This is a genomic window from Thalassotalea atypica (assembly GCF_030295975.1).
In the GTDB taxonomy this organism is placed as follows: domain Bacteria; phylum Pseudomonadota; class Gammaproteobacteria; order Enterobacterales; family Alteromonadaceae; genus Thalassotalea_F; species Thalassotalea_F atypica.
Map to the genome: position 1 here is coordinate 675,036 of NZ_AP027364.1, position 24,890 is coordinate 699,925.

Annotated in this window: 19 protein-coding genes; 9 read left to right on the top strand and 10 right to left on the bottom strand. The window is 40.9% G+C overall.

Going from position 1 to position 24,890, the window contains the following annotated elements; all coding sequences use genetic code 11:
• Position 1: 1 nt before the first annotated feature.
• The gene (gene sfsA, locus QUE03_RS03140) at positions 2–700 is read right to left on the bottom strand and encodes a DNA/RNA nuclease SfsA (RefSeq protein WP_286265001.1); all 699 of its coding nucleotides are present in this window, start codon (positions 698–700) and stop codon (positions 2–4) included.
• A gap of 268 nt (positions 701–968) precedes the next feature.
• On the opposite strand from sfsA, the gene QUE03_RS03145 reads away from it, so the two are divergent.
• Positions 969–2,243: an immunoglobulin-like domain-containing protein gene (locus QUE03_RS03145; protein WP_286265002.1), complete on the top strand. Its 1,275-nt coding sequence runs from the start codon at positions 969–971 to the stop codon at positions 2,241–2,243.
• Positions 2,244–2,337: 94 nt separating this feature from the next.
• Here the strand turns inward: QUE03_RS03145 and QUE03_RS03150 are convergent, their stop codons facing one another.
• Positions 2,338–3,009: a substrate-binding periplasmic protein gene (locus QUE03_RS03150; protein ID WP_286265004.1), complete on the bottom strand. Its 672-nt coding sequence runs from the start codon at positions 3,007–3,009 to the stop codon at positions 2,338–2,340.
• A 330-nt stretch (positions 3,010–3,339) separates the two neighbouring features.
• Between QUE03_RS03150 and pepB the strand changes: the two genes are divergently transcribed.
• Positions 3,340–4,620, top strand: coding sequence for an aminopeptidase PepB (gene pepB, locus QUE03_RS03155; protein WP_286265007.1), 1,281 nt, complete (start codon positions 3,340–3,342; stop codon positions 4,618–4,620).
• Positions 4,621–4,678: 58 nt separating this feature from the next.
• Here pepB and QUE03_RS03160 read toward each other — a convergent pair whose 3' ends face one another.
• Entirely contained in the window at positions 4,679–5,092 is a 414-nt protein-coding gene (locus tag QUE03_RS03160; RefSeq protein WP_286265009.1) for a hypothetical protein, read from the bottom strand.
• 139 nt (positions 5,093–5,231) lie between these two features.
• Positions 5,232–5,771 (bottom strand): RNA 2',3'-cyclic phosphodiesterase, encoded by a 540-nt coding sequence (thpR, locus tag QUE03_RS03165; protein WP_286265012.1) that lies wholly within the window; start codon positions 5,769–5,771, stop codon positions 5,232–5,234.
• Between the two features lie 177 nt (positions 5,772–5,948).
• On the opposite strand from thpR, the gene hrpB reads away from it, so the two are divergent.
• From hrpB to QUE03_RS03180, 3 genes are all read left to right on the top strand, one after another.
• Positions 5,949–8,513, top strand: coding sequence for an ATP-dependent helicase HrpB (gene hrpB, locus QUE03_RS03170; protein WP_286265014.1), 2,565 nt, complete (start codon positions 5,949–5,951; stop codon positions 8,511–8,513).
• 28 nt (positions 8,514–8,541) lie between these two features.
• A complete protein-coding gene (mrcB, locus tag QUE03_RS03175; protein ID WP_286265016.1) occupies positions 8,542–10,896 on the top strand; it encodes a penicillin-binding protein 1B in 2,355 nt (784 codons plus the stop codon).
• A 375-nt stretch (positions 10,897–11,271) separates the two neighbouring features.
• Positions 11,272–13,809 carry a putative bifunctional diguanylate cyclase/phosphodiesterase gene (locus QUE03_RS03180; RefSeq protein WP_286267738.1) on the top strand — a complete coding sequence of 846 codons (2,538 nt, stop codon included), beginning with the start codon at positions 11,272–11,274 and terminating at the stop codon, positions 13,807–13,809.
• 397 nt (positions 13,810–14,206) lie between these two features.
• On the opposite strand, the gene QUE03_RS03185 is transcribed toward QUE03_RS03180, so the two are convergent.
• From QUE03_RS03185 to QUE03_RS03200, 4 genes are read right to left on the bottom strand one after another with little or no spacing between them, the layout of a single operon-like run.
• Positions 14,207–15,724: a sensor histidine kinase gene (locus QUE03_RS03185; RefSeq protein WP_286265018.1), complete on the bottom strand. Its 1,518-nt coding sequence runs from the start codon at positions 15,722–15,724 to the stop codon at positions 14,207–14,209.
• Complete coding sequence (locus QUE03_RS03190; protein ID WP_286265020.1) at positions 15,724–16,443, bottom strand: response regulator transcription factor; 720 nt, start codon at positions 16,441–16,443, stop codon at positions 15,724–15,726. Before QUE03_RS03190 ends, QUE03_RS03185 begins: the two co-directional genes overlap by 1 nt.
• Before the next feature lie 35 nt (positions 16,444–16,478).
• Positions 16,479–17,219: a spondin domain-containing protein gene (locus QUE03_RS03195; RefSeq protein WP_286265022.1), complete on the bottom strand. Its 741-nt coding sequence runs from the start codon at positions 17,217–17,219 to the stop codon at positions 16,479–16,481.
• Between the two features lie 9 nt (positions 17,220–17,228).
• On the bottom strand, positions 17,229–17,930 hold the full coding sequence (locus QUE03_RS03200; protein ID WP_286265024.1) for a spondin domain-containing protein: 702 nt from the start codon (positions 17,928–17,930) through the stop codon (positions 17,229–17,231).
• Between the two features lie 361 nt (positions 17,931–18,291).
• Between QUE03_RS03200 and QUE03_RS03205 the strand changes: the two genes are divergently transcribed.
• Positions 18,292–19,338, top strand: coding sequence for a CDP-glycerol glycerophosphotransferase family protein (locus QUE03_RS03205; protein ID WP_286265027.1), 1,047 nt, complete (start codon positions 18,292–18,294; stop codon positions 19,336–19,338).
• Positions 19,339–19,666: 328 nt separating this feature from the next.
• The gene (locus QUE03_RS03210) at positions 19,667–20,695 is read left to right on the top strand and encodes a tetratricopeptide repeat protein (RefSeq protein WP_286265029.1); all 1,029 of its coding nucleotides are present in this window, start codon (positions 19,667–19,669) and stop codon (positions 20,693–20,695) included.
• 70 nt (positions 20,696–20,765) lie between these two features.
• Here the strand turns inward: QUE03_RS03210 and QUE03_RS03215 are convergent, their stop codons facing one another.
• Positions 20,766–21,302 carry a hypothetical protein gene (locus tag QUE03_RS03215; RefSeq protein ID WP_286265031.1) on the bottom strand — a complete coding sequence of 179 codons (537 nt, stop codon included), beginning with the start codon at positions 21,300–21,302 and terminating at the stop codon, positions 20,766–20,768.
• Positions 21,303–21,474: 172 nt separating this feature from the next.
• On the opposite strand from QUE03_RS03215, the gene QUE03_RS03220 reads away from it, so the two are divergent.
• A complete protein-coding gene (locus QUE03_RS03220; protein ID WP_286265033.1) occupies positions 21,475–22,557 on the top strand; it encodes a cytochrome-c peroxidase in 1,083 nt (360 codons plus the stop codon).
• Between the two features lie 99 nt (positions 22,558–22,656).
• Here QUE03_RS03220 and QUE03_RS03225 read toward each other — a convergent pair whose 3' ends face one another.
• Positions 22,657–23,487 (bottom strand): LysR family transcriptional regulator, encoded by an 831-nt coding sequence (locus QUE03_RS03225; RefSeq protein WP_286265034.1) that lies wholly within the window; start codon positions 23,485–23,487, stop codon positions 22,657–22,659.
• A gap of 198 nt (positions 23,488–23,685) precedes the next feature.
• Between QUE03_RS03225 and QUE03_RS03230 the strand changes: the two genes are divergently transcribed.
• Entirely contained in the window at positions 23,686–24,870 is a 1,185-nt protein-coding gene (locus QUE03_RS03230; protein ID WP_286265036.1) for an acyl-CoA dehydrogenase, read from the top strand.
• The last annotated feature ends 20 nt before the right edge of the window (positions 24,871–24,890 follow it).

Genomic DNA, 24,890 nt, shown 5'->3' on the forward strand with positions numbered 1-24,890 from the left:
CTTATGGAAAGTTGATCTTTTGCGCTAATTGGATGTTGCTAGGAGATATCGCTGCCTTATAAACCAGAACTTCAACGCCTTGCGTCATGGCTTCATGAAGGAGATCCGCATAGTCTTTATCAATGTGTGCTGCGGCCGCAAAATTGTTTATGCCGGTATGTAAAACTGCGAAAAGTAAAACTGCACGTTTACCAGTGGCGGCCATGGCAATAAGTTCGCGTAAGTGCTTTTGTCCCCTTGTCGTGATGGTATCAGGAAAGTAGCCATTGTTACGCTCAAGTAAAGTGACGCTCTTCACTTCTACATATACATCATTGTTGCCACCACCTGTGAGAAGTAAATCAATTTTACTGTTTTCATGACCATATTTCACTTCTCTGGTGATTGTCTCATAATCTTGTAATTCACTGATTGTGCCATCAAGAATCGCCTGTTCTGCTAATTGGTTGGCTTTGATGGTGTTCACACATATAAAATGATCTGTGTATTGACTTTGCGTTAGCTCCCAACTGTATGGGTACTTTCTTTTTGGGTTATCGGAAGTGCTATACCAAATGGTGTCACCGGGCTCTGCACAACCAGTCATGGCGCCCGTGTTAGCGACATGGAGAGTAGTTTCTGTGCCATCTTCTAATATAACATCGCCAAGAAAACGCTTATAACGTTTAATGAGAGTGGCTTTTTTAAATTGTGTCTTCATTGCCTTGCTACACCGAGTCAAAGTAAAGCTGGTGATTGTAAATTAAGTTATAAGTTTCTTCTAAACATATAGCGAATAAATTGAGTTCTAGCGCATTAGTAATGCTCGCACCTATTAGATAGGTACTTTCTAATACATTTTTCGTTGAATATGTTCAAACCATTAATCACAGCATAGACGCCCTTCGTCACTAATTTGTGTCAGTTAACTTATAAATGGTGTCTCTTATTAACAGTATATGTATTACCTACAAATAAGAAGGGGACTAATGATTCGCTATCAACAGATGAGTAGTGCGGCGTTTTATGCTGTGAAAAGACTAAATGTAATGTCTTTACTACGCTTGTTGGCAAAGCCGTTCTCGGTGTTTGCTTCCGTTATTGTGTTATCTAGCTGTGGCGGCTCTGATGGTCGGCCTTGTGCAAAAGACGTATCGCTTTGTATTGTCGAAGATCCTCCTCCGGTAGAGGTATGGTGGGAAGCACCTATTCCTGATTTTTCTGAAAATCCAGATAGACCGGTCATTTCATTACTGGGTGAACGAACACAATTGCTAGCAGTCGGTGAGTTTTATCTAGAAGAAGGTGCATTGGCAATAGATGAACAAGATGGCGATATATCATCGCAAGTTGTTATAGATGGTAGTGTTGATACCAATGCTATTGGTGATTATCTTGTGAGGTATTCTGTTACGGATAGTGATGATAATATGGCTATTGAACATGCTAGAATGGTTCGTGTCACGGCAAACACAAAGACAACTCTTACTCGGCGACCACTCGGTACTACATTTGCTAATTTCGGCTATTTTGAGCACCTACCACTAGATTATGGCGAGGCAACAGAGAAAAAACCGCCTTTACTGATATATTTACATGGTTCAGGTGCTAACCTTGAGTTTCAGGACAATCAGGATCCGTTTTCTTCTCTCGACGCCGTTCTGGAAAATAACGGAATACCTAAACTGATTGACGATGGTGAGTGGGATAATACTTTACCGTTTGTGATGGTTGCACCACACTTAGGTGCGTTACCTGATGTGGGTTATAGGGTGCGACTTAATGCTTTTGTTGACTACGCAATTCACACCTATGATATCGACGTCAATAGAGTTTATATAACGGGCTGGAGTAGTGGTGGCTTTTTAAGTTCAGCTTACAGTGTCGACTTTCCAGATAAAATTGCGGCCGTGGTTCCCGTAGCCTCAGGTCTTTCCATAGATGTGGAAGACTTACCCGATGATTTTTGTAATATTGAGGCTGTTCCTGTATGGATGTTTCATGGCACAGGTGATGAAGTCATTTCCCATGGAGACTCTATTAAGGCGTATCACGCAATATTAGATTTATGTCAGTCAAGGGTTTTACCTAAATTATCATTATTGACCGGTGCTAGGCATCACATGCATCACGCAATTTACGACCTTTCTGCATTAGCTGGAGGGATCATCGATGGTGTAGAAGTTAATTACGATCCAAGGTTTCAACCCTATGATGAAAGTATCTATCACTGGCTGTTAAGTCATAGTTTGGAAGATAGGTAACTTATTAGGACCAAAACCCTTTTGTTTGATGATGTGCAGTATTTTCATCAAATGGTGAATCGAGAGTTCTTATTAGCTGGTTGATCGTGCCGGGCTATTCATATTGAGCAAGCATTCCCTGCCAAAGGGGATCCAATACAATAAATTTCATCAATCGTTGTATTTCTTTATGCACGTCGGCGTTGTCTAAGTTTGTAAACGCACGACGCGAAAAAGAGTCATGTGGGGTTGGGGAGATATGAAAAATATCTTCTAGTTTACCTTGTTTTCTAAGAAATTTAAAAACAGATTGGCTCACTAATCCCATGTTCGCACGTCCTTTTTTGACCAATTCGAGTACCTGTAATTCACCTATGGTGTCTATTCGCTGCAACTGACCTGCACTCACGGCTTCATTGATATTGAAATAGTAATAGCCGGCGACACTGGCAACGGTTTTTCCAATAAGCGATTGGTAGTCGTTATATTCAAACGCAGATGATTTCAATGAAATAAACTCATCGCGGTCCGTATAAAAAGAAGGCAGCCATAAAAACTTATTCTCTGCTTCGTCATTGAACCAAACTGGGCTAACACCAATGACGACACCATCCAACTTGTTGTTCTTGATCATTCGCTCAAGTCGTTTCCTTGGGATGTAGATGGTGACAAATTCATAATTATTGCTTTTTGATGAAAGGTACTGAGAAAGATCGAAATACAAGCCATGTTCGTTTTCTTCATCAACAATAAAGGGCGGTTTATTGTGATAGGTATAAAAGTTCACAATGTCCTTTTTTTGAGCGTTGACAGAAGCCGATAGAAAGATAGAAAGTGAAATCAATAATAGCAAACGCACAGGGTTCATCTCTTGATACATATATACAAACTATAGGTAATGGTTGTATTTGTGCTAGCTAAATTTAATTTTAATTTCAATTTCTTCTATTAGCGGCTTAGTTCAAAAGCTTTTAATTAAAAACAAAGTATGGCTAACTCATCACTGAAAATTCACAATTTATCGATTACTGGTTTTTAATGTCATTCTCAAAAACTACATAACTTTTTCTGCTAATACATTATACACTAAAGCCATTAATCACAGCCGGAGAATAAAATGGCACAAAGTACCACAATCTATTTAACGCACGAGCAACCAACTAATGATTGGCAAGCTGACAATTTAGTGCAACTGAGTGGCAATGACATTTATGTTTACATCAAAGCGGATGACCCGTGGGCATTGAGAAAAATACAAAAAGCAGGGCGTAAAATTGAAGCATTAGGTGTTAAAAAGGCAGTGCTTGCCGGCAAATGGACTGAGCATCAACAATGGTCATTTGCATTAGGTTTCACGTGTGTAGGAAAACTAACTGATGTTCAATTTGCCGGTGACAACGAGCTTGTTAATCACTTAACTGAAAAGTTAGCGATCTATGCCTGGAGCAGAGACTTAACTAATCAAACACCTGCTGAGCTTTACCCGAGTAAGCTCGCAGAAGAGAGTATTCGTTATCTAACTTCGCTAGCACCCAATGCTATCTCCTCAACAGTTATCGAAGGAGAGGCATTATTAGAGCACGGTTGGGTCGGCATTTATAATGTTGGCAAAGGTAGTGAGCATCCGCCCTGTTTAGTAGAAATCGATTACAACCCAAGCCAAGATGCCAATGCTAAAGTCGACGCATGTTTAGTGGGTAAAGGCATAACTTTTGATAGCGGCGGATATAGTCTTAAAGCCAGTGCAGGCATGCTAGACATGAAATGCGACATGGGTGGTGCTGCCGTAGTTGCTGGTGCATTTGGACTAGCCATAAAGCAAGGGCTGACTAAAAGGGTTAAGTTGTTTTTATGTTGCGCGGAAAACATGGTCAGTAGCTTTGCCTATCGACTAGGTGATGTGATTGAGTACAAAAATGGTGTCACAGTAGAAGTAGCTAACACCGATGCTGAAGGCCGATTGGTACTTGCTGATGGATTGATGGCTGCATCGGAGACAGGTGCTGAGCTGATCATCGACGCGGCAACTTTAACAGGGGCGGCAGTAATGGCAACCGGCGCTGACTACACGGCACTATTTGGTTTAGACCAAGCCTTGATGTCACGTGTGAAAACCGCCGCAGAAGAAGTGAATGAGCCAGTGTGGCAATTGCCGTTAGAGGAGTGGCATAAAGATAAATGCACGTCTGCATTTGCGACCACGGCAAACAGTCGTCCACAAAAAGGAGGCGGTGCTGGTGGCGCAAGCAATGCAGCAGGGTTCTTATCTCGTTTCGTTGCCCCGACAGGGTGGGTGCATATGGATATCGCTGCGGCATACAACGCAAATGCCAATAGCTATTGGGCGGCAGGCGGAACTGGGCTTAGTATAGCGACGATTGCACAGTTACTACGCTAGAGTTTTTTTGGCACAATGAATGATTTTATTGTGCCTTTTAGCCTGTTGTTAAAGAAGACTAGCTACACAGCTTTTCTTGAGTTAAGTATTGCTCTAACCAAATTTTTGCGTTCGATATATCACTAAACACGTGAAAAGGTATACGGTATTGCTGGTAGATTCTGCGTAGCTGCATTTGCTGTACATCGGCGTGCGCGCTTTCAAGAAAAACAGCAGCGGTGGCGACAAGGCCCTGCGTAATACGATATTTGGTGGTTTCAATAATACGTTTTTCTATCTCTGGCGTGAAAACCGCATTCCCGTAATAAGTATTTAATATCCCCCAAGGTTGTCCATTCAATTCGCTGGTGACGTTTTCAATATCTTGCTGATATCGAATAGCTATCTCTTCGTCAAATGGTCCCCGCGCATCAACAACCAGTAAATTATTTTGTCGTTCGATTTGATAACTGCCGGGGATGGGATTATTCATGACTAGTTCCTCTTTTTGTCAGGGACAGTATTGATATCAGTAATTTTAATGCTTGCCAAGTAAGTCTAAATTTCTCGATTTTTCAAGTTTAAATACTGTTTACTTTCAAAGAGTTAGTGTTACAGGTATTGTCTAGGATTTATGTTGCCGTTGTAATCTGTGTTACCGGCCAAGTTTGTATGGGAGTGTACGTGACACCACTAGCAGTTGACTCTGACAAATATAAACTAAATGTAGACGCAGTGATTGATAATGACGCGTTATTAATTTTTGGTAAATAGTTCGCTTTTCTAAACAGTGTTAAATGGGGGAAATACGAGCGCTGTTCTTGAAAAATATCCAATGCTAGTGCTTTTTGTTTAAGCGAATTAGCCAGATTCAATAACCAAGGCGGTGTTTCTGTTAAGCCGAGGTAGAGCACTTTAGGTTTTGTAAAGATCCCTACATGGCTAAACGCTAATGTGGTTGCTGGCAATTCAACGCCATTGTCGATAAAAGTATTGATGTAATCAACTAACGATGTACGTTGATGGTCATTAATTTCTCCAAGAAAAGATAGCGTGATATGGAAGTTTTCAAGTGCTGTCGCTTTAAATGTTGTCGACAGTGAATCGCGACGCCAGTCGTTAATAAGACGCTTATCTGATGATGAAATATCCAAGGCTAAAAATAAACGCAATTGCTTTTATCCTTTAGATATTATTTTGTTGTTCATACTGTGTACCTTCATTGTGCTTACTAGATTTATCCATTAGCCCGCTGGGTCACTTAAATTAACGATAGACACTATAAGAAGCTATCAATCGAAAAAGGCTGGCGGTATTATTCACTTAGTTTTAAGAATATACTCAAAATCATGTCAGTTTTACCCATTGAAGAAATAAAGTCAGACTTTTTAAAGGCCATTAACGAACAAGAGCTGGTTATTTTAAGTGCGCCACCTGGCGCGGGCAAATCAACGGGCTTACCACTTTGGTTAGTGGAACAAGAGCAATACGGTAAAATTTACTTATTACAACCAAGGCGAATGGCGGCAAAAAGCATCGCCAATTATTTAGCTCTGCAATTGGGTGAGCCTATTGGGCAGCGTATTGGATATCGCCTGAGAAATGAGACAAAAGTATCTTCAAAAACTAAAATTGAAGTGATTACTGAGGGCATCTTAACTCAAATAATACAACATGACCCTGAAATAAGTGGTAGCAACTTAATTTTATTTGATGAGTTTCATGAGCGTTCAGTTCATGCAGATTTTGCCTTTGCCTTAGCAAGGGAAGTGCAAACGGGGTTAAGAGATGATCTGACCATCGTCTTAATGTCTGCGACTTTATCAGTTGATTTTCTTAAGCAAAAATTCATTCAAGCTAGCGTCTTGCAATGTCAAGGACGCAGTTATCCGGTTGACATCAGTTATCAGCCTCTGCGAACAACGCACGCATCATCAAATCGGAGTCACTTCAATGCATGGCGCGATCATGCCCTAACTGTGATCAAAACAACGGTTACGAGACATCAAGGCTCGGTATTGGTTTTTTTGCCGGGCAGCGGAGATATTCATTATTTAGCGCAACACTTGGAAGGGTGTTTACCGTCACACTTTCAATTAGCGCCGCTGTTTGGTGATTTGACCTTAGCACAGCAACAACAAGCGATCATGGCGCCGCAATCTGGCTATAAAATTGTTTTAGCTACTAATATTGCTGAAACTAGCTTAACCATTGATGGGATTAATTTGGTGATTGATTGTGGCCTTGAAAAGGTCGCTATTTTTGATAATCAAACGCTGACGAATAAATTAAACCAGCAATCAATTGCCAAAGCATCGGCAACGCAGCGGGCAGGAAGAGCGGGTCGGCTAATGGCAGGTCACTGTATTCGATTGTATGACCAAGAAGAGTATGCGCGTCGCAGTGCGCACCGTATCAGCGAAATAATGCAAACCGATCTGCAGCCAATTTTAATAGAAGCGGCGCGTTGGGGCGTGTCAACACTTTGTGAATTGCCGATGCTTGAATTGCCGATAGAGTCGTTAGAGCAACAAGCATGGCAAGCATTACAAGATTTAGCCATTGTTGATCGCCAACGCAAACTGACCAAACACGGAGAAAAAGTCTCGGCCATTCCATGCCATCCACGTTTTGCTCATATGATCATCACCGCAAATGACATTGAACATAATCATCAGCAATCAAATTTTACTTTGCTCGCGTGTTTAATAGCCGCGATGTTAGAAGAGCGGGATGTATTGCAAAGAGAACAAAGCGAGCAACAAGCCGATATGGGGTTTCGAGTTCGCTATTTATTGAACAATACTCGACATAGTTTACATCAACGTATTTTAACGCAGGCGGTAGTGCTTGCTAAGGCTGTCCTAAATAAAGGCGCAGGCGCAAGTATTAAAGCACAGTTTGTTTCATCCGACTTTTCAATTGAGCACTGTGGTGAGTTGTTAGCACTTGCTTACCCTGAACGCATTTCTCAGCAGCGTAACCAACAAGGTGCTTTTCTTGCTGTGAATGGCAAAGGTTTGCAAGTTCATGTTAACGATGCGCTCGCCGCTAGTGAGTTTATTGCCATTGCCACAATCAGCCAACATCGACAACAACTGAAAATACGCATCGCGGCCTCGGTTGATATCAACTTATTGAAATCATGGAACATTGCTACACCGGTTGATAACACCGTGTTGGCTTATGATGAGCAACAAGATATTATCATTGCTGAGCACCAACTGGTCCTTGGCGCGATTGTTCTTGAGCGTAAAAAATCCAGTGAGCAATATAATGACCAAGATATTGCGCAAATGTGGGTAACGAAGTTACAACAAAAAGGTTTAAGTTTTTTAACGTTTCCTGCGTCACTAGAAAACCTTTTGTCGCGTTGGCGTTGGCTAAATCGATATCAGCCGCACCTTGGCTTGCCCGATGTCAGTGAACAACACTTAGTTGAAACCTGCGACGTTTGGTTAGCCCCGTTTGTCGGTAAAGTATTGAGAAAGTCACAATTAAAAGCGCTGGACTACCACGCTATGTTGTTATCGTTACTCAGTTATCAGCAACAACAGCAACTTGTCCAGTGCGCGCCGACCGAATTTACTGGGCCAACAGGGCGGCAGTGTAGTATTCGATATCAACAGGAAAAATCACCGATTGTTTCTATGCCTATGCAAGAACTATATGGCCAAGTAGAAACGCCTACGGTAGGCGATAAGGCTAGCCAAAGCAGCATCCCGCTGACCTTGGAGCTATTGTCACCCGCAGGAAGGCCCATTCAAGTGACCCAAAATCTGCCTGCTTTTTGGCAAGGAAGTTATAAAGAAGTGCAAAAAGAGATGAAGGGGCGGTATCCTAAGCATTATTGGCCCGATGATCCTGCAAATGCGCAGCCAACCAATAAAACAAAACGCCATTTAAAGCTTTAACAAGCATCGAACGTGAACGACTTATACAGTGACTAAAAAAACAACGACGACTAAAAAAACTGCATCAAAAGCGCACTCAAAAACTAAAGCCGTTGCGGGCAATCAGTCGATCGTAACAAAGAAGAAAACATTAACCAGAAAAGCATTAGGCTTAGTGGTTAAATTGACCTTGATTGTGATATTCGCGATAGGTATCTATACCATTTATTTGGATGGCAAAGTAAGACAACGCTTTGAAGGTGAGCGCTGGCAAGTACCGGTTCAGGTTTTTAGTCAAATCATAAACCTTCAAGTGGGTGATAAATTTGATTTGAATTTAACGGCACAATCTCTACGCTACTCCGGCTATCAAAAAGTACGAAAAGTATTTCGCCCTGGACAATACGCCTTATCAACAAAACGTATTATTGTTTATCGTCGCAGCTTCGACTCAGGTCAAGGAGAAGTTGGAGCAGCGGTGATCACCGTCGATGCACATAGTGGCCAAATCACAAAGTTATATCAGGATGAAGTTTCACAACAAGGGGTTCAACTTGAGCCGATGTTACTCGATCGTATTGTACCGAACAATAATGAAGACAGAGTCTTAGTTGCGTTGGAGCAAGTACCTGAATCGTTGCTCGATACCTTGTTACTGGTTGAGGATCGTGATTTCTATTTTCATTCAGGTATATCTCCTCTAGGAATATTACGCGCATTGGTGACCAATATTATCGCTGGCAGAACCGTTCAAGGGGGGAGTACGTTGACCCAGCAACTGGTTAAGAACATGTTTTTAACCAGAGAAAAAACATTGATCCGTAAATTTAATGAAGCCTTAATGTCGATAATCTTAGAGCTACGTTATTCAAAAGATCAGTTACTAGAAGCGTATGTTAATGAAGTGTACTTGGGTCAACATTATGCCAATGGTATTTATGGTTTTGGCTTGGCGGCTAATTTTTATTTTGGCGTTGACATTGAACAGCTCGATGCGGCGCAAATGGCGACATTAATTGCCCAGATCAAAGGCCCTAGTTATTACGATCCGTGGCGTCACCCTAAACGCGCAACAGAGCGCAGAAACCTCATTTTACGGATGATGTTCGAGCAGCATCTAATTGAGCGGGCGCAATTTGAACAAGCGGTTGAATCTCCTTTAAGTATTCGCGCTAAACGACGCCTAGCCCATCAAAAATTTCCCGGCTATATGCAACTGGTCAAGATGGAGTTAGCCGAGCAATTGCAAGAGTTTAGCGATGTAGCAGGCATCAAGGTTTTTACTGGGTTTTCACCAACTAAACAATACTTACTTGAGCAAACAGTGGAGCATCAGCTCAAGGCTATTGAACAGAAATATCAGCATAAGGATCTTCAAGCGGCCATGATGGTTACTGATATTGTAACTAGCGAAATCAATGCCGTAGTTGGTGATAGAAATCGCCATATTAGCGGTTTTAATCGGGTTCTTAACGCGAAAAGGCACATTGGCTCATTAGTCAAGCCCGCGGTTTATTTACCCGCCCTAGAGCAGTACGAGCATTATAATTTGGCAACACTTATTGAAGATCAGCCTGTGGTGCTCAAAAATGACAATGGCATGGAATGGCGGCCGAAAAATTATGACGGTAAGTTCAGAGGCAAAGTGCCGATGATAGATGGACTCGTGCATTCGCTGAATGTACCTACCGTAAACTTAGGCATGTCATTGGGGTTAGGTCAAGTGAGCCAAGCGATACAAATGCTAGGTTATGAAAAAGAAGTGGTTGAGCGTCCGTCCATGCTGCTTGGCGCAATGAATATGTCGCCACTGGAAATTAACCAATTGTACTTAACGCTAGCAAAAGGTGGTCAGTATCAGCAAGGTCATGCGATCACTAAAATCATCTCTAGTCAGGGTGAAACCTTATGGGAGTTCAGTCAACAACCCGAGCCGAGAGTGTCTGAACAAGCTATGTATTTAATTGATTATGCATTGCACCAAGTCACAACAACCGGCACGGCAAGATCGTTAACTTGGCGATTAAAAAACAAAAAGCTGGCAGGTAAAACCGGTACAAGTAATGACCTAAAAGACAGCTGGTTTATAGGGTACGATGAGCAGCAACTTGTCACGACGTGGGTCGGCTTTGATAACAACAAAGCGACAAAACTAACGGGTAGCTCAGGGGCGCTCGTGCTATTTGCTGATTATATGAAAAAATCAGGAGTAAGCAATTTAAACATGGAACCACCTCAAACGGTTGCAATGACCACATTTGAGGCGCAAACGGGTAATGCAGTTGATGAAACTTGTTTGCAAATGAAGCAATACCCTGCGATTCAAACAAGCCTTTCTTACTATCAATGTTTGGAAAAAGCAGAAGACAAACGAAATTGGTTCGAAAAACTATTCGGTGATTAAAAGTCGCTTCAAATAACTAAAAAAGAATAAATGGCGTGACTGGTCAGGTAATTGGCTTCCTAAAAATAGCTTTTTTGCTTACTGCAATTAGTGTGGATTATTCATTTTTCTTGTAACTGCTTTGTACGGACCTATATTGATATAATTACTGCTATAGTAATAAAACTAAGCGATACGCTAACTTCGCCTACATTGTCAGAAGTTGCACTTCGTTTGCAGTTGTAATCCATTTGTAACCTTCCCCCTATGTACTATTGGCACGGGACATCCGCATTGTTAACCTCCTTATTTAACTTGTCTTAATTTCCTTGTTCGATACTGTAATTCATCAGTTGAACACTGAAGATAACCTAAGAAGGTACTATATATAACGTGATGAAAAACGTTGTTATTTCGGATTTCATAGCTTTACCGACACGAGAAATTCGTAGTCAGTGGGTGTTGGAACAAATTTATCAAAAACTTAGCCCTACACATTGTTTTATCGGTAAATTTGTTGATGACAACACAGTCAAAAGTTCCTTGCACCTAAAGAACGGACAAGTCGTCAATAATATCTCCTATCCCCTAGAAGGAACGCCTTGCGCTGAGGCGAAGAAGATCTCCGGCGTTTGTTGTTACCCCATTGATGTACAACGCTGCTTTCCAGAAGATATTGACCTGAATAAGCTTGCTATTCAGGGGTATATGGGGATTGCCATTCGGTCATTTAATAACGAAGTTGTAGGTTTGCTCGTTTGTTTGTTTGATCGGGAGTTGGATGAAAGCCAATTAGATAAACAATGGTTTACTGATGTTTCCTACTTACTGGGCGTAGAGATAAGTTATGAGTTAACAAGCAAACATCAAAGTGCCTTGATTTCAAAACTGGAATTAGGTGAAGAGCTGGCAAAAACTTGCATTATTGAGTGGAATACTGTCACTGATGATATTATCCACAGCGAGCAAATTTATAGTGTTTTAGGGCTTACGCCACATACGCTTGTAACTCGAAAAAAATTGATGTCAATTACCCCTCAGCGTGATCATGCATACATTGAGAACGAAATTAATCAGGTACTTGTAGATGGTTTAAGCCACTTTAAATTTAATATCAAAGTTATAAACGGCGAAAATGGGTTTAAGTATGTGGCTATATTGGGAAGGTTGGGTATTGATAAAATAACTGAGGCGCCTATTTTACAAATGGTGTTGCAGGATATTTCTGAGATCTACCATATAAATCAAGCACTCTACCTGTCCAATATGATGTTTGAACACACCATCGAACCGGTCATGATTACCGACAAGGATAATAGAATTATTCAAGTCAATAATGCCTTTGTATCTTGCTCAGGTTATTCCATTGATGAAGTCATTGGACAATACCCTTCCATGTTAAATTCTGGCGAACATGGTGCTGAGTTTTTCCAAGATATGTGGCAAGTATTACATCAAGAAGGTTGTTGGCACGGCGAAGTTTATAATAAGCGAAAAAGTGGCGAGATTGTTCCTGTTGCCGTGTCTATCAATGAAGTAAAAAACGAAAGCCAAGAAATCACCAATTATATTGCAGTGTTCAAAGATATTTCCGTATGGAAAGAAACAGAAAAAAAGCTCTCTTTTTATGCCAACAATGAACCTATCACCGGTTTATATAACCGTAGAGCGTTTTTACAACGACTAGAACAAGACTCCAGAGAAAGGAGCCTACAGCCCTTTACTATAGCCTATATCGATATTGTTCGGTTTAAAGACCTCAATGATATTTACGGGCAGGATATTTGCGACCAACTACTTGAATTTGTTGGACAGAGCATAAAAAGCATTATCGAGGGGAGTGATTTAGCATGCCGATACGGAGGCGATGAATTTGTTGTTAAACTAACTAATTTGAATATCAACCAAAGTGAAAAAATTGTCCGTAAACTCCTAGATATCTGTGATAAACCAATAACGATTAATCACCTATTAATTGACATTCATATTTGTGTTGGCTTAGCTCATTACCCTGAAAGCGCAAAAAAAATACCTGATTTGATGCGTGCTGCTCACCACGCGATGCACTCGGTCAAATATGAAGAACTCTCTAGCATTGGCGTTTATGACGCTCAATTGCACCAAGATTTGTTACGAGATTTGGCACTACGGGAAAAACTAAAATTAGCCATTAAGCAGCAAGAATTGACGGTTTATTATCAACCGATAATTAATGTTAGAGAAAATAAAATTGAAAAATTTGAAGCACTTGTACGCTGGCAAGATGAAGACTATGGCTTTATTTCGCCGGATGAGTTTATTGCGATAGCGGAAAAATCGAACCTAATTATACCATTAGGGCAGTTTGTTTTAGAGCAATCTTGTGAGAGCCTCGCCAAAATACATTCACTTGGCTATGGAGATATCTCCATTGCCATCAATCGATCGATCAATGAATTTCGGTATGATAATAATCAAGTTGAGGCAATTTCGACTGCGGCAGCAAAACACGGATTATCGCATCAACATATTATTATTGAAGTTACAGAATCTGTGGCCATGTCTTCGAATTTGCATGCCAAAAATGTACTAAATGAACTCAGAGCTCATCACTTTAAAGTGTCATTAGACGATTTTTGCACAGGCTATTCCTCGTTAAGTAATTTGATGGATTATTCTGCCGATATTTTGAAAATAGATCGCACTTTTATTAGAAAATTACTGACTGAAGATAAAAACCAAATACTAACGAATACGTTAATCGAACTGGCCCATAAGCTTGGAATGTCTGTTGTTGCGGAAGGTGTGGAAGAGCAAGAACAGCTTGATTTGTTGCGCAAACTAAATTGTGACTATATCCAAGGCTACTTTTATAGCCCAGCGATACCCATTGAACAATGTTTAGACTTATTGTCTTACTTTGACAAAAATACACGCCAGCAACTGACTGTATAGTCAATTTATCGATGATTCTAGCAACTAGAGCTTATTGCATTTTGCTCTATAGCGTAGTGCGAATATGAAAATAGCTATGGACGATAACACGGGGTAGAAGAGCAAAAAGAAAAAAATCCACTCATACCCAGACTGAAGAAATGCAAACAGTATATAAAATGCTGCGCTAGAAGCATGAAGTGTCAGTGGTAGATTTTTCTTCGGTGTAATAAATACAGACGTAATAAAAAAAGCGAGTGCAACCAACCATCCAACGGGAATCCATAGTATGGCGTCAACGCCCGCTGCCAAAGCGTAGGAGGGCAAGCAAAACATAACTATCCCCAACCCCTTTCTATGCATTTACCATCCTTTGGGCTAAATGTGTTTTAACACGAGCAAAATAATCAACAAACGCCTACTTATTGGCTGCCATGCTTAAAGAGAACTTGCAACCTTGACCTAGTTTGCTTTCAACGGTCAGTTCACTGTTGAGAATTTGGCTGAGTTTTTTGCTGATTGCTAATCCTAAACCCGCGTGCTTGTTTTTTTCTCCTTTGGCATTGCTAGCTCGGTATCTGGCATCAAAAATGTAAGCCAATTCGCTGTCGTTAATACCGCTACCCGTATCAGTCACTGAAATAGACAGACGATCTCCAATGAGGACAATGGCTAATACAATTTTTCCATTGGTTGGCGTATGCCTTAAGGCGTTTTCAATGAGGTTAGACAAAATGCGCTCTAACTTGGCGATATCAGAATAAATAACGTGCTGTAAGTTCTGTGGCAACAGGCACAGTTCGATATTGGCTTGTTGCGCTTTTACGGAAAACTTCGCAATTATGTCATGTACGAGTTCGCCAATGGGAAATGTTTCAAAGTGCACTGACACTTGGCCGTCTTCTAAGTGTGCCAGTTCAAATATTTGATCGATAAGTAATTTCAGTTGTTCAGCATTTCTCATCACCGTCGTAATGTATTGCTCGCGTTCAGTCAATGTTAGCGAATCATTCTTGAGTGATAATATTTCAATATAGCCCTGCATGGCAGACAGTGGTGTACGTAAATCATGAGAGAGGTGGGCGAGCAATTCTCGACGAATTTTGTCATTATGATTCAGTTGTTCTATTTGTTGGTTTATTTGTTCAACCATGGAAAGAAAAGCACAGCCAAGTTGAGCGACTTCATTGTTATCATCTGGCTGCCATCTTGTTAATGATACGGTTTCTTGGTCGAAATTTGCTGCTTTGATCGCTTCCATATCTTTTGCCAATGTACGAAGCGGCGAGGTGAAGTAGCGGAACAGGACCAAAATCATCACCAACAATAAGATTAGGCTAATTCCAACCCAGATAATTTGGCGAAAAAGGGCTTGATCTTGTTTTGCAGCACTAAAGATAGAGTCATAAATTTCACCACCAATGATCACATACAAGTAACCTTGTAATGCTTTGTCTTGATATATCGGCGCCGCCGAAAATATTTTTTCACGTGTGCTGTCACGAGGGTCTTGGCCGAATATTGGTAGACTGGTGGGTTGCGCGATAAATTGATGGATAGGCGATAAATCTACCGATTGCCTTCTAATTTTGTTGGCATCAGCAGAATAAGTTAAAATTTTGCCTGCCGGGTCTAAGTAATAGAATTCAAAGGCAGGACCAAGCAACATCAAAGTATGAAACAAATTCTCCAAAGCTTTCTTATCATAAACACCGTCTTGTAATAAGGGGTTATCATCGGCCAAATGCTGTGCTAATTCAGTATGTAATTTTTGCTCTGCTTGCACTGTAGCGTATTGCGCTAGCGAGCTACTCCAGTTGTAAATCACGTAAAGTATCAAAGCAAAAACAAGTGTCATGCTCAATGCTAATCTTTTATACAGTGACATTGGATACAGCGAAAAAAATGAAAAGATTGACGTTTGTTGTAATGCCATTAGGCGACTCCTGCCGAGCTAAGTTTGTACCCGACACCCCAAACGGTTTGAATGATCTGAGGGCTGGTAACGTCATGCTCAAGTTTGTTTCTCAGGCGGTTAATGTGAGAATTGACCGTGTGCTCGTAACCACTGTGGTGATAGCCCCAGACAGAATCGAGTAGTTGCGTACGGGAAAATACTTGATCCGGGTGCTTACCTAAAAAGCTTAATAATTCAAACTCTGTTGAGGTCAGTTCAATATTGCTGTTGTCGTAGGTCACTTTATGGCAACGGTCATCGACCATCAGCTTACCGACACAAATTACCGCGTCTTGGGGTGTTTTCATACTTTGCTCTAGTACTTCAAAACAATGTACTCGTCGCAATTGTGAGCGCACTCTTGCTTGCAGTTCCCGAACACTAAAAGGTTTGGTTAGGTAGTCGTCTGCACCAAGTTCCAATCCCAATACACGATCGGTTTCACTGCTGCGTGAGGTTAGCATCATCATTGCTTGTAACGGCTTTCTCTCGCGTAATTGCCGACATACGTCCAATCCACTAATATCAGGTAACATGATATCTAGCATTACCAATTGGTAATCATTCTCAGTGGCACGATCGAGTCCAGATTGCCCGTTACCGCAAATATCAGATTGCAAGCCTAATTCAGACATATGTGTTTGAATAAGTAAGGCGATATCGCGTTCATCTTCAATGATCAAAATTTTATCAGTCATAATCCCTGGCCGAGAAATCGACCAGGGCGATTTCTTTACTGTGTTCGCGTTATTGTCAGTTTCAAGGTCGGATTATCAAAGCGATGGGCTTGAGTTAATACCGAACTTGTCAGACCGTCATCCATACTCACTACACCTGAATGCATGGCTACAACATTATTAATGTCGTCACGCATTTCATCGTATCCGGTACCACCATCGGCTGGTCCCGGAATAGTGCCAGCAGCCTCTGAGTTAAGTTCAGTGCCTGCGTCGTACGTGCCTAATGTCCATGATTTTGACTCTTCAACGGCTAAAGAAGACAGATCTACTCCAGTTAGACCTGAGAAAGCATCATTTGTATTCACCAACATTGTCGCAACGGTAATATTATTTGCCATCATATCCGTAGTTGTAACAGTGACTGTGGTGGTCATACCGGGCATCAAAATGCCATCGCTGCTGCTTGACGCTATAGCTACATCTTGGCCAATAAAGCCAGAGTTATCACCACCTTCAGCCAATACTTCTAGTTCATTGGATGCAGCCATACCTACTTCCCAGAGCTTATTTTCAAGGTGCAAAATAGCAGCAACGGGCGACATAGGCTGCGCGTAAGTTAAATTTTCAACCGTGACCTCGTAGGTATATTCTGGATCTGGCGTCGGTGCTGGCGGCGGCATAACAACAACAGGTGTATCGTTATCATCGTCGTCATCGAACGGACAACCGGTGAGTAGTGTTAACATAGCTGAAGCTATGGTCAGTTTTATTAGAAAAGATTTTTGTATCAGCATGATCGGCCCCTATTGAACAACGATTGTCATTTTAGCGACAGGGTTTAACCAACGATGAACAGTATTGTTGATGTCACTTTTGCCGCCGGCTAAATCGTCATCCCCTAAGTTACCTCGGTGAATATGAATATTGGTGTTTTCTTCCATATCGGTGACTCCTGTGCCACCTGTGCCGGCCAAACCGCCAGGTGCTGCTGGAATACCTAATATACCAGGTGCTCCGCCGCCATTAACCACTTCATTATTTGCTTCCGTACCTGCATCATAGGCGTTGAGATAAACAGTATAAGTTCCTGCTTCTTCCGGGATTTCCCAGCTATTCAAACCAACAAAACCATCATTGGTCGGTAAAATCATTGTTGTCATTGACAAGTGCGTATTGCTGTCCGCATTGGTCATCATGTAGGTTGTTGATGCAGCAGGTCCAAGCAAACCTGCAGCTGGATTTTCAATAACATCAGCATTGGCATTGATTAACACTGAGGAAAGCCCAGAAATATCACCACCTTCTGCCATCATTTGCAATTCAGCAGATGCTGCTTGTCCGAGGGTAAACATGGACAGATCGCTTGCATGTGCCGCGGTAATAACTGGCGTAAAATAGGTCCCTTGGGTTAAGTTGGTGATCGTAATTTCTAAATCTGCTGCTTGGCTAAAACCAGATGTCGCGATCAACAGGCTGGTGAGCAAAAATGACTTTGATTTATACATGGTTTTCTCTCTTTTAGTTAGATGTTTAATCGTTCGAGAAAGTAGTATGAAAGGAATTTATTGCAACTGAGTCACGAAGTTATCACAAATGTATAACAAGACTATTTTGTATCTATCACAGAACGACGTTTAAGGGATTTTTGCTAAATATGCACTGATAAACCGCACAGTGATTTTACTAGATTACCTTTGGGCTATTTCATGAACGAAAAGATCACAAATCATCACTTTTTATAGACATTTATTCGACACCATCAGCGCTAAACTTTCTCCATAAATCGCACGCAGTGTATGACATTCTCGGCGTTATACCGTGGATTAACGCACAGCTTTGACCCATTACGAACTAGGCTTTGAGTTTATGAAGAAAAATTACTTATTCTATATTTCTGAAAACTATTCTTTTCAAATTTTGCGCCCTTTGCAAAAAGAAATTTTAGCAAGAGGTGATGAAGTGAAGTGGTATGTTGCCGGTAGTAAGGTTAACGTAGACTACTTCAATAAGGATGAATCTGTGGTAGGCAGTATAGAGGATTGTGTCGACTATAATCCCGTTGCCGTTTTTGTTCCCGGAAATATGGTGCCTAGCTTTATTCCTGGCATAAAGGTCAGCGTGTTTCATGGTTTTGTTGGTTGGAAAACCAGACAAAAAGACAATGTAAATTACCATTTTATTATACGAGATTGCTTCGATTTGTATTGTACTCATGGGCCAACATCAACAGCACCTTTTAAACAACTTGAACATAAGCACAAGAACTTTTCGGTTGTTGAAACCGGCTGGTGCAAGATGGATCCTTATTTTAAAGAGACGCCAAAACAACGTGCCGAGAAAAAGAAGAAAATAGTGTTGTTTAGTTCAACGTTTTCCCCTCGGTTAACACAAGCGCCGGCGCTAAAAGAAAAGATTATGGCGTTATCTGAGCAAGGAAAATACCATTGGCTGATCACATTTCATCCTAAAATGTCGGCTGAAATTGTTGAGTCTTATAAAGCCATTCAGCACGACAACCTGACATTCATTGAAACGGATAACCTTGTTCCTTACATGCAACAAGCGGATGTTATGTTAGGCGACTATTCTTCAATGATCACTGACTTCCTCGTCCTTGGAAAGCCCGCCGTCACTTTTAACAATGACGGTTTTATCACGGGATTAAAAAATGTGGAGTCCATCGATGAGTTAGAATCAGCAATAGATGACGCATTAACTTATCCTGATGAGATGATGAACGTTATTAACCGTTATGCAAGCGCAGCACATCCTTATCGTGATGGGCAATCAAGCAGCAGAGTGCTTGAAGCAGTAGATAGCTTTCTAAATTATAACCCTGTTTCAAAAAGAAAGCCGCTCAATCTAATTCGCAATCTAAAAGCACGAAAGTCATTGAACTATTGGCGATTATAGCTCTCTGTAATTCATCAACATTGGCTTTTTAACAACCAGATGAGCGTGAGGGTATGAGCTCTGCCTATTGCTGTCTTGGGTCAGTTGTATTAATGCGCTTCATGCTACGTTTTATTATTGTGCTGATGCATGAAGTCCCTCGCAGCATTCTTACGTTGCAATATTTATTACAACTAACCGTTACTAAACCAACGATTTACCATTTGCATTGTTGATTGAAATATGTGCATTATATGAAGTACGTATGCTTTCGTACTTTGCTTCTTGACGTATTTTTCTAAGGAAAAATGCATCAAAAGAGAGTGTTGCTTAATAGGGAGACAGGTAAATGGAATACAGTAGCTTTAAATTGCAGGGAGGTGATACGGCTGATGTTTGTTGTGACGCTTGCCATGGTGGCGATGTCAATATTGCGGGTAGAGTGAACTATGCATTTTTTTTTCTAGAATATTTACCGTTTGTGCCACTAGGAAAAGAACTCGTCTTAACCTGCAATCATTGTCAGCATACTCTTGAAAATAAACGCTTAGACGTTAAATTGTATAAGTCGTTAAAACGCGGTTTATTTAAGCTCTATCATATTTTACCTATGTATACAGGGTTGGTGTTGATGATATTGGCGCTGTGTTATTGGCAATATCAGGCCTACCAAAAAGAGCTGCAAACTCAAGCTTACATCACTTCTCCTAAAGTGAATGATTTCTATTTCTTAAATTATCAAGGTATTGCAGAAAACATCCGTCCGCATGAGAAATATAGATTAGCAAAAGTGACCATAGTTAACGGTAACGAGGTTTCTGTTGTTTATAGCCGATATATATACGCCAAAATGTCTGCGCTTAAAATTGATATTAAAGGTGGCATGGTGATTGATTCAAGATACTTTAATCGCAATGAGCACAAATATACGATACCGCAATTTCAAGCTTTTTATCGTAAAGACATCGTCACTGAAGTGTTACGCCCAAAAAGTAACAGGCTGTTTGGCAATGTGGTCGTCAATGATGTTTCAATTAATAAACATTACAAAAATTTAGCTGATATGCACAACGATAGAGGACTTGCTTTTATGGCAAATTCACAAGTTGAAGGCAATATTGAAAGTGCACGAGAGTACTTTAGTAAGGCTGCACGCCTTGGTTTGTCAAAGGGGCAAGTGAATCTGGCAAAGTCATACTTAATTGAAAATAAAGAAGACAATACTAAGCAAGCGCTCTTTTGGCTTGATAAAGCCGCTCACCAAGGTAATCAAGAAGCAATAAAGCTGTACTTAAGTAACTGTAAAAGCACTAATGGTTGCTTTAAAAATGAATTCAAAAAGAATATGAAAGCGGCGGGCTTTGAGGTCAGTGATTAAGCTGCCACTTTGTTATTGAGATGTCCTAGTTCATTATCAAAACTTGTTGAATTAGGACGTTTCATTGGAGCTAAACGGAACTTGATTTACACTGTTTAATTTTCAAGTTGTGTGCATTCTTGAAATCTTTGGGTCGTTCAAGTTGTGTGGTAATAACTTCAGAGGCATATTCACCAGTATCTATTTCTTGTAACCATACGGAAACCCTACCTTCCGATATACGTCGATTTAGCATGTAGCTTTTATTGGCCGCCAAGTTGACTTTAAAATTAATAAAAGCGACTCTTTCGCTATGCTCAATGCCACGTCTTGAAAATTTCGCTGTGACCCACAAGTTGTGTGGGCCTTGCTCATGCTGCTCGGCACCGAACCAATTGGTGGGCTTTTTATTGCGACACATCAGGTAGACGTATTCTAAATCATCCCCCTGATCTTTCTTAAAATTCTCTATTCTAAAGTGATTTTCCTTTATTTCCGCTTTAATCGGTAAAACACCGCAGCCAGCAAAAATTAAAAAAAAATGGTAAGTATGACTAATTTGAGTGTATTCATTATTCGCATCCTTTTGATTAATGATAGAGGTGTATTGAGTAGATATCCTCGCCACTAGTGTTTTTTATACCACAGTTATGATCAAAGCAAAAACTAAAGCAGCGTTTATTGGCGAGCTCAATTGTTCTTTAGACATTTCTTAGACCCGCCATTTTCTAAACTAGTTTTCAGTTACTGGAAAGTGTTTCCCAATGAATTTTTCTATATGAATTATAAGGCTGTTATAGATGAAGTTATTCAAATGTACCGTAATCGTGTTAGGTTGCATGACGATATTAGGATGTGGAGGTGGAGGTGGTGAAGGCATCGATGATGACCCTGAAATTAGAGACTATTCCGCAATTTTTAAATCATTACCAACAACCCCATTTTACCCTGTGAATAACAAATATAATGGAGCTAAAGAAAGGTTAGGTGAGTTTCTATTCTGGGATCCGATTTTATCTGGTAATTACAACACCTCATGTGCCTCGTGCCATCATCCCGATTTAGGTTGGGCTGATGGTAGAGCATTTTCAATAGGCTCTGATGGAATAGGTCTAGGTGAATCGCGCTACGGTGTACAAGTGACTGATATTCATGCGCCGACCATAATGAATGTTGCTTATACCGGTATTCTTAATGATGATGTTGCTAGTGACTTTATCTCGGGTGGCTATTTCTGGGACTTAAGAGCTGAAACACTAGAAGAACAGGCGCTTGGGCCAATTCAAAACCCGGTGGAAATGCTTGGTTATGATATCAGTGAACAAGATATCCTTGGTGAAGTTGTCACACGACTCAAAGCGATTCCTGCCTATGTTGAGTTATTTGAACAAGCTTTTGGTACAACTGATGCAGTTAACAGCGAAAATATTGCCAAAGCAATAGCTACCTTTGAACGAAAAATTATGACACCCAATACGCGTTTTGATCAGTTTTTATCAGGTGATACCACAGCACTGTCAGCCCAAGAAATTATTGGTTTGAATAAGTTCATTGATGGCGGCTGTTCACGTTGCCACTCTGGCCCCATGTTATCTGATAATGTTTTACACGAAGGTGAGGCCATTATTGGTGACACCGTGGTGCGCTCGCCAAGTTTAAGAAATATTACATATACAGCGCCTTATATGCACGATGGCTCTCGAGAGACGTTAATAGACGCGATTGCAGCATATGAAGATAAGGGCGATATTGATGTTGATATTGGTGATGGTGACTTTAATGATATTGAAGCTTTTCTCAAAACATTAAGTACAGATGAGTTTTTCCAAGAAAAGCCAGAAAGTTTACCTAGTGGCTTAACTGTTGGCGGAGATATCTACTAGTTACGGTGTAGCTAACTCATTATATTGAGCAAATGGAGTCGATATAATTTAAATGAAGTAGGTATATTTAAGCCGGCGCTATTTAAGCTAGAAGTATACCTACTCTTTGTAATTATCAACCAGCATTTTTAATGTTTCCAATGCCGGACTTTCTTCTTGATAGGCTAACACTATTTCCCTTCGTAACTGCACATCTTCAATCGGTCTAAAGATAATGTTTGGATGCTCCAATACTTCTGAATAAGCTGGGACTAGTGCACAGCCTAGGTCAGCACTTACTAACCCAAGTGCATAATCTATGGTTTGAATGCTAGCGCGAATATCTAAACTAAAGCCCGCAATGGCTAATGTATCCTCTAAAGAACGCCAAGCATGGCAAGGGGTCCGCTTAATCATTGCAAGGTTTTCAAAGTCACTGAGCTGTATTTGTTCCTTGAGTGACAGTACATGGTGATGCGGCATCGCGAGCAGGTAATCTTCTTGCCAAAAAGGTAGATATTTATCTTCGGGATTGAGCTCTTCCTTGGTCACTATTTTAGCGTTATTTTTTTCATTTGGCGGGACTAAGGTTAATGCTGTGTGCGGTTGAGATGCGGTAAAGTCTTTGAGCAGTAAACTCATTCGCTTAACACCAAGCCCTTTGGTGACACCAAGTTTGAATTCTTGCTTTTTACTCACCGTGCTAAAACTTTGCTTGATCGCGTCAGCCTGCCCAATAAGCTGCATTGCTAAGGGAAACAGCTTTTCACCTTGCTCTGTTGCCACAACTCCTCGGGCATGGCGAGAGAACAGTTTTACATTGAGTTGGGATTCAAGCTGGGCAATAGCGGCAGATATCGAAGGTTGGGCAATAAAGCACTGTTTAGCGGCACTGCTAAAACTTTTAGTTTCATATACGGCAACAAAATATTTTAATGTTTTCAAATCCATTGCTGTTACCAGTGATAATAATTTGCCTGCTTTTTACTTGATGTCTGAAAACATATAACAAGTGCAAGCTGAATAAGGTTTGTACAATGATATAGGTAAAAACTATACCTAGTCTAGAAAAACTATATTTCAACTTTGGCTTAGGCTTAATTAGACTCAATAATTAATCAATTACTATTTCATTACTGGAACAACTTTATGGCTACTTCAAATAGAACCGCGTTTAACTGGCAAGATCCTTTGTTTTTAGATTCACTGTTAACTGAAGAAGAGCGCATGATCCGCGATAGTGCTCACCAATACTGTCAAGACAAACTGATGCCAAGAGTGCTTGAAGCAAACCGAAATGAAAAATTTGATGTAGAAATCATGAAAGAGTTAGGTGAGCTCGGTTTGTTAGGTTGTACTTTACCGGAAAAATACGGCTGTGCCGGCGTTAATCATGTGGTTTATGGTTTGGTTGCACGTGAAGTAGAACGAGTTGATAGTGGTTATCGTAGTGCGATGAGTGTGCAATCATCACTGGTGATGCACCCTATTTATGCCTACGGTAGTGAAGAGCAAAAACAAAAGTATTTGCCTAAATTAGCCAGTGCTGAATACATTGGTTGTTTTGGTTTAACCGAGCCAAATTCTGGCTCTGATCCTGCAAGCCTATCAACGCGTGCTATTGCCGTTGAAGGTGGTTACCGTATCACCGGTAATAAAATGTGGATCACCAATTCGCCAATTGCCGACATTTTCATCGTCTGGGCCAAATTAGAGGGTGATATCAAAGGCTTCATTTTAGAAAAAGGCATGGAAGGTCTTTCAGCACCTAAGATTGAAGGTAAGTTCTCACTACGCGCTTCTATCACTGGTGAAATCGTGATGGACAATGTCTTTGTACCTGAAGAGAACTTATTGCCACACGCGAAAGGCTTATCGGGCCCGTTTGGCTGCTTGAATAAAGCACGCTACGGTATTGCTTGGGGCGCGTTAGGCGCTGCAGAGTTTTGCTGGCACGGCGCTCGTCAGTACACGTTAGATCGTGAACAGTTCGGTAAGCCACTAGCAGGTACCCAGCTGATCCAGAAAAAACTTGCGGATATGCAAACCGAAATCACCACAGGCTTATTTGCTTGTCTACAGGCAGGTCGCTTGATGGATGACGGCAAATTACCGACCGAAGCAATATCATTGATCAAGCGCAACTCATGTGGCAAAGCACTAGATATAGCGCGCACAGCTCGAGACATGCACGGTGGTAACGGTATTAGCGATGAGTTCCATATTATTCGCCATGTGATGAACCTAGAAGCTGTAAATACATACGAAGGAACACATGATGTCCATGCCTTGATTTTAGGTCGAGCGCAAACGGGCATTCAGGCGTTCTTTTAAACACAGATTTTAGTGACATT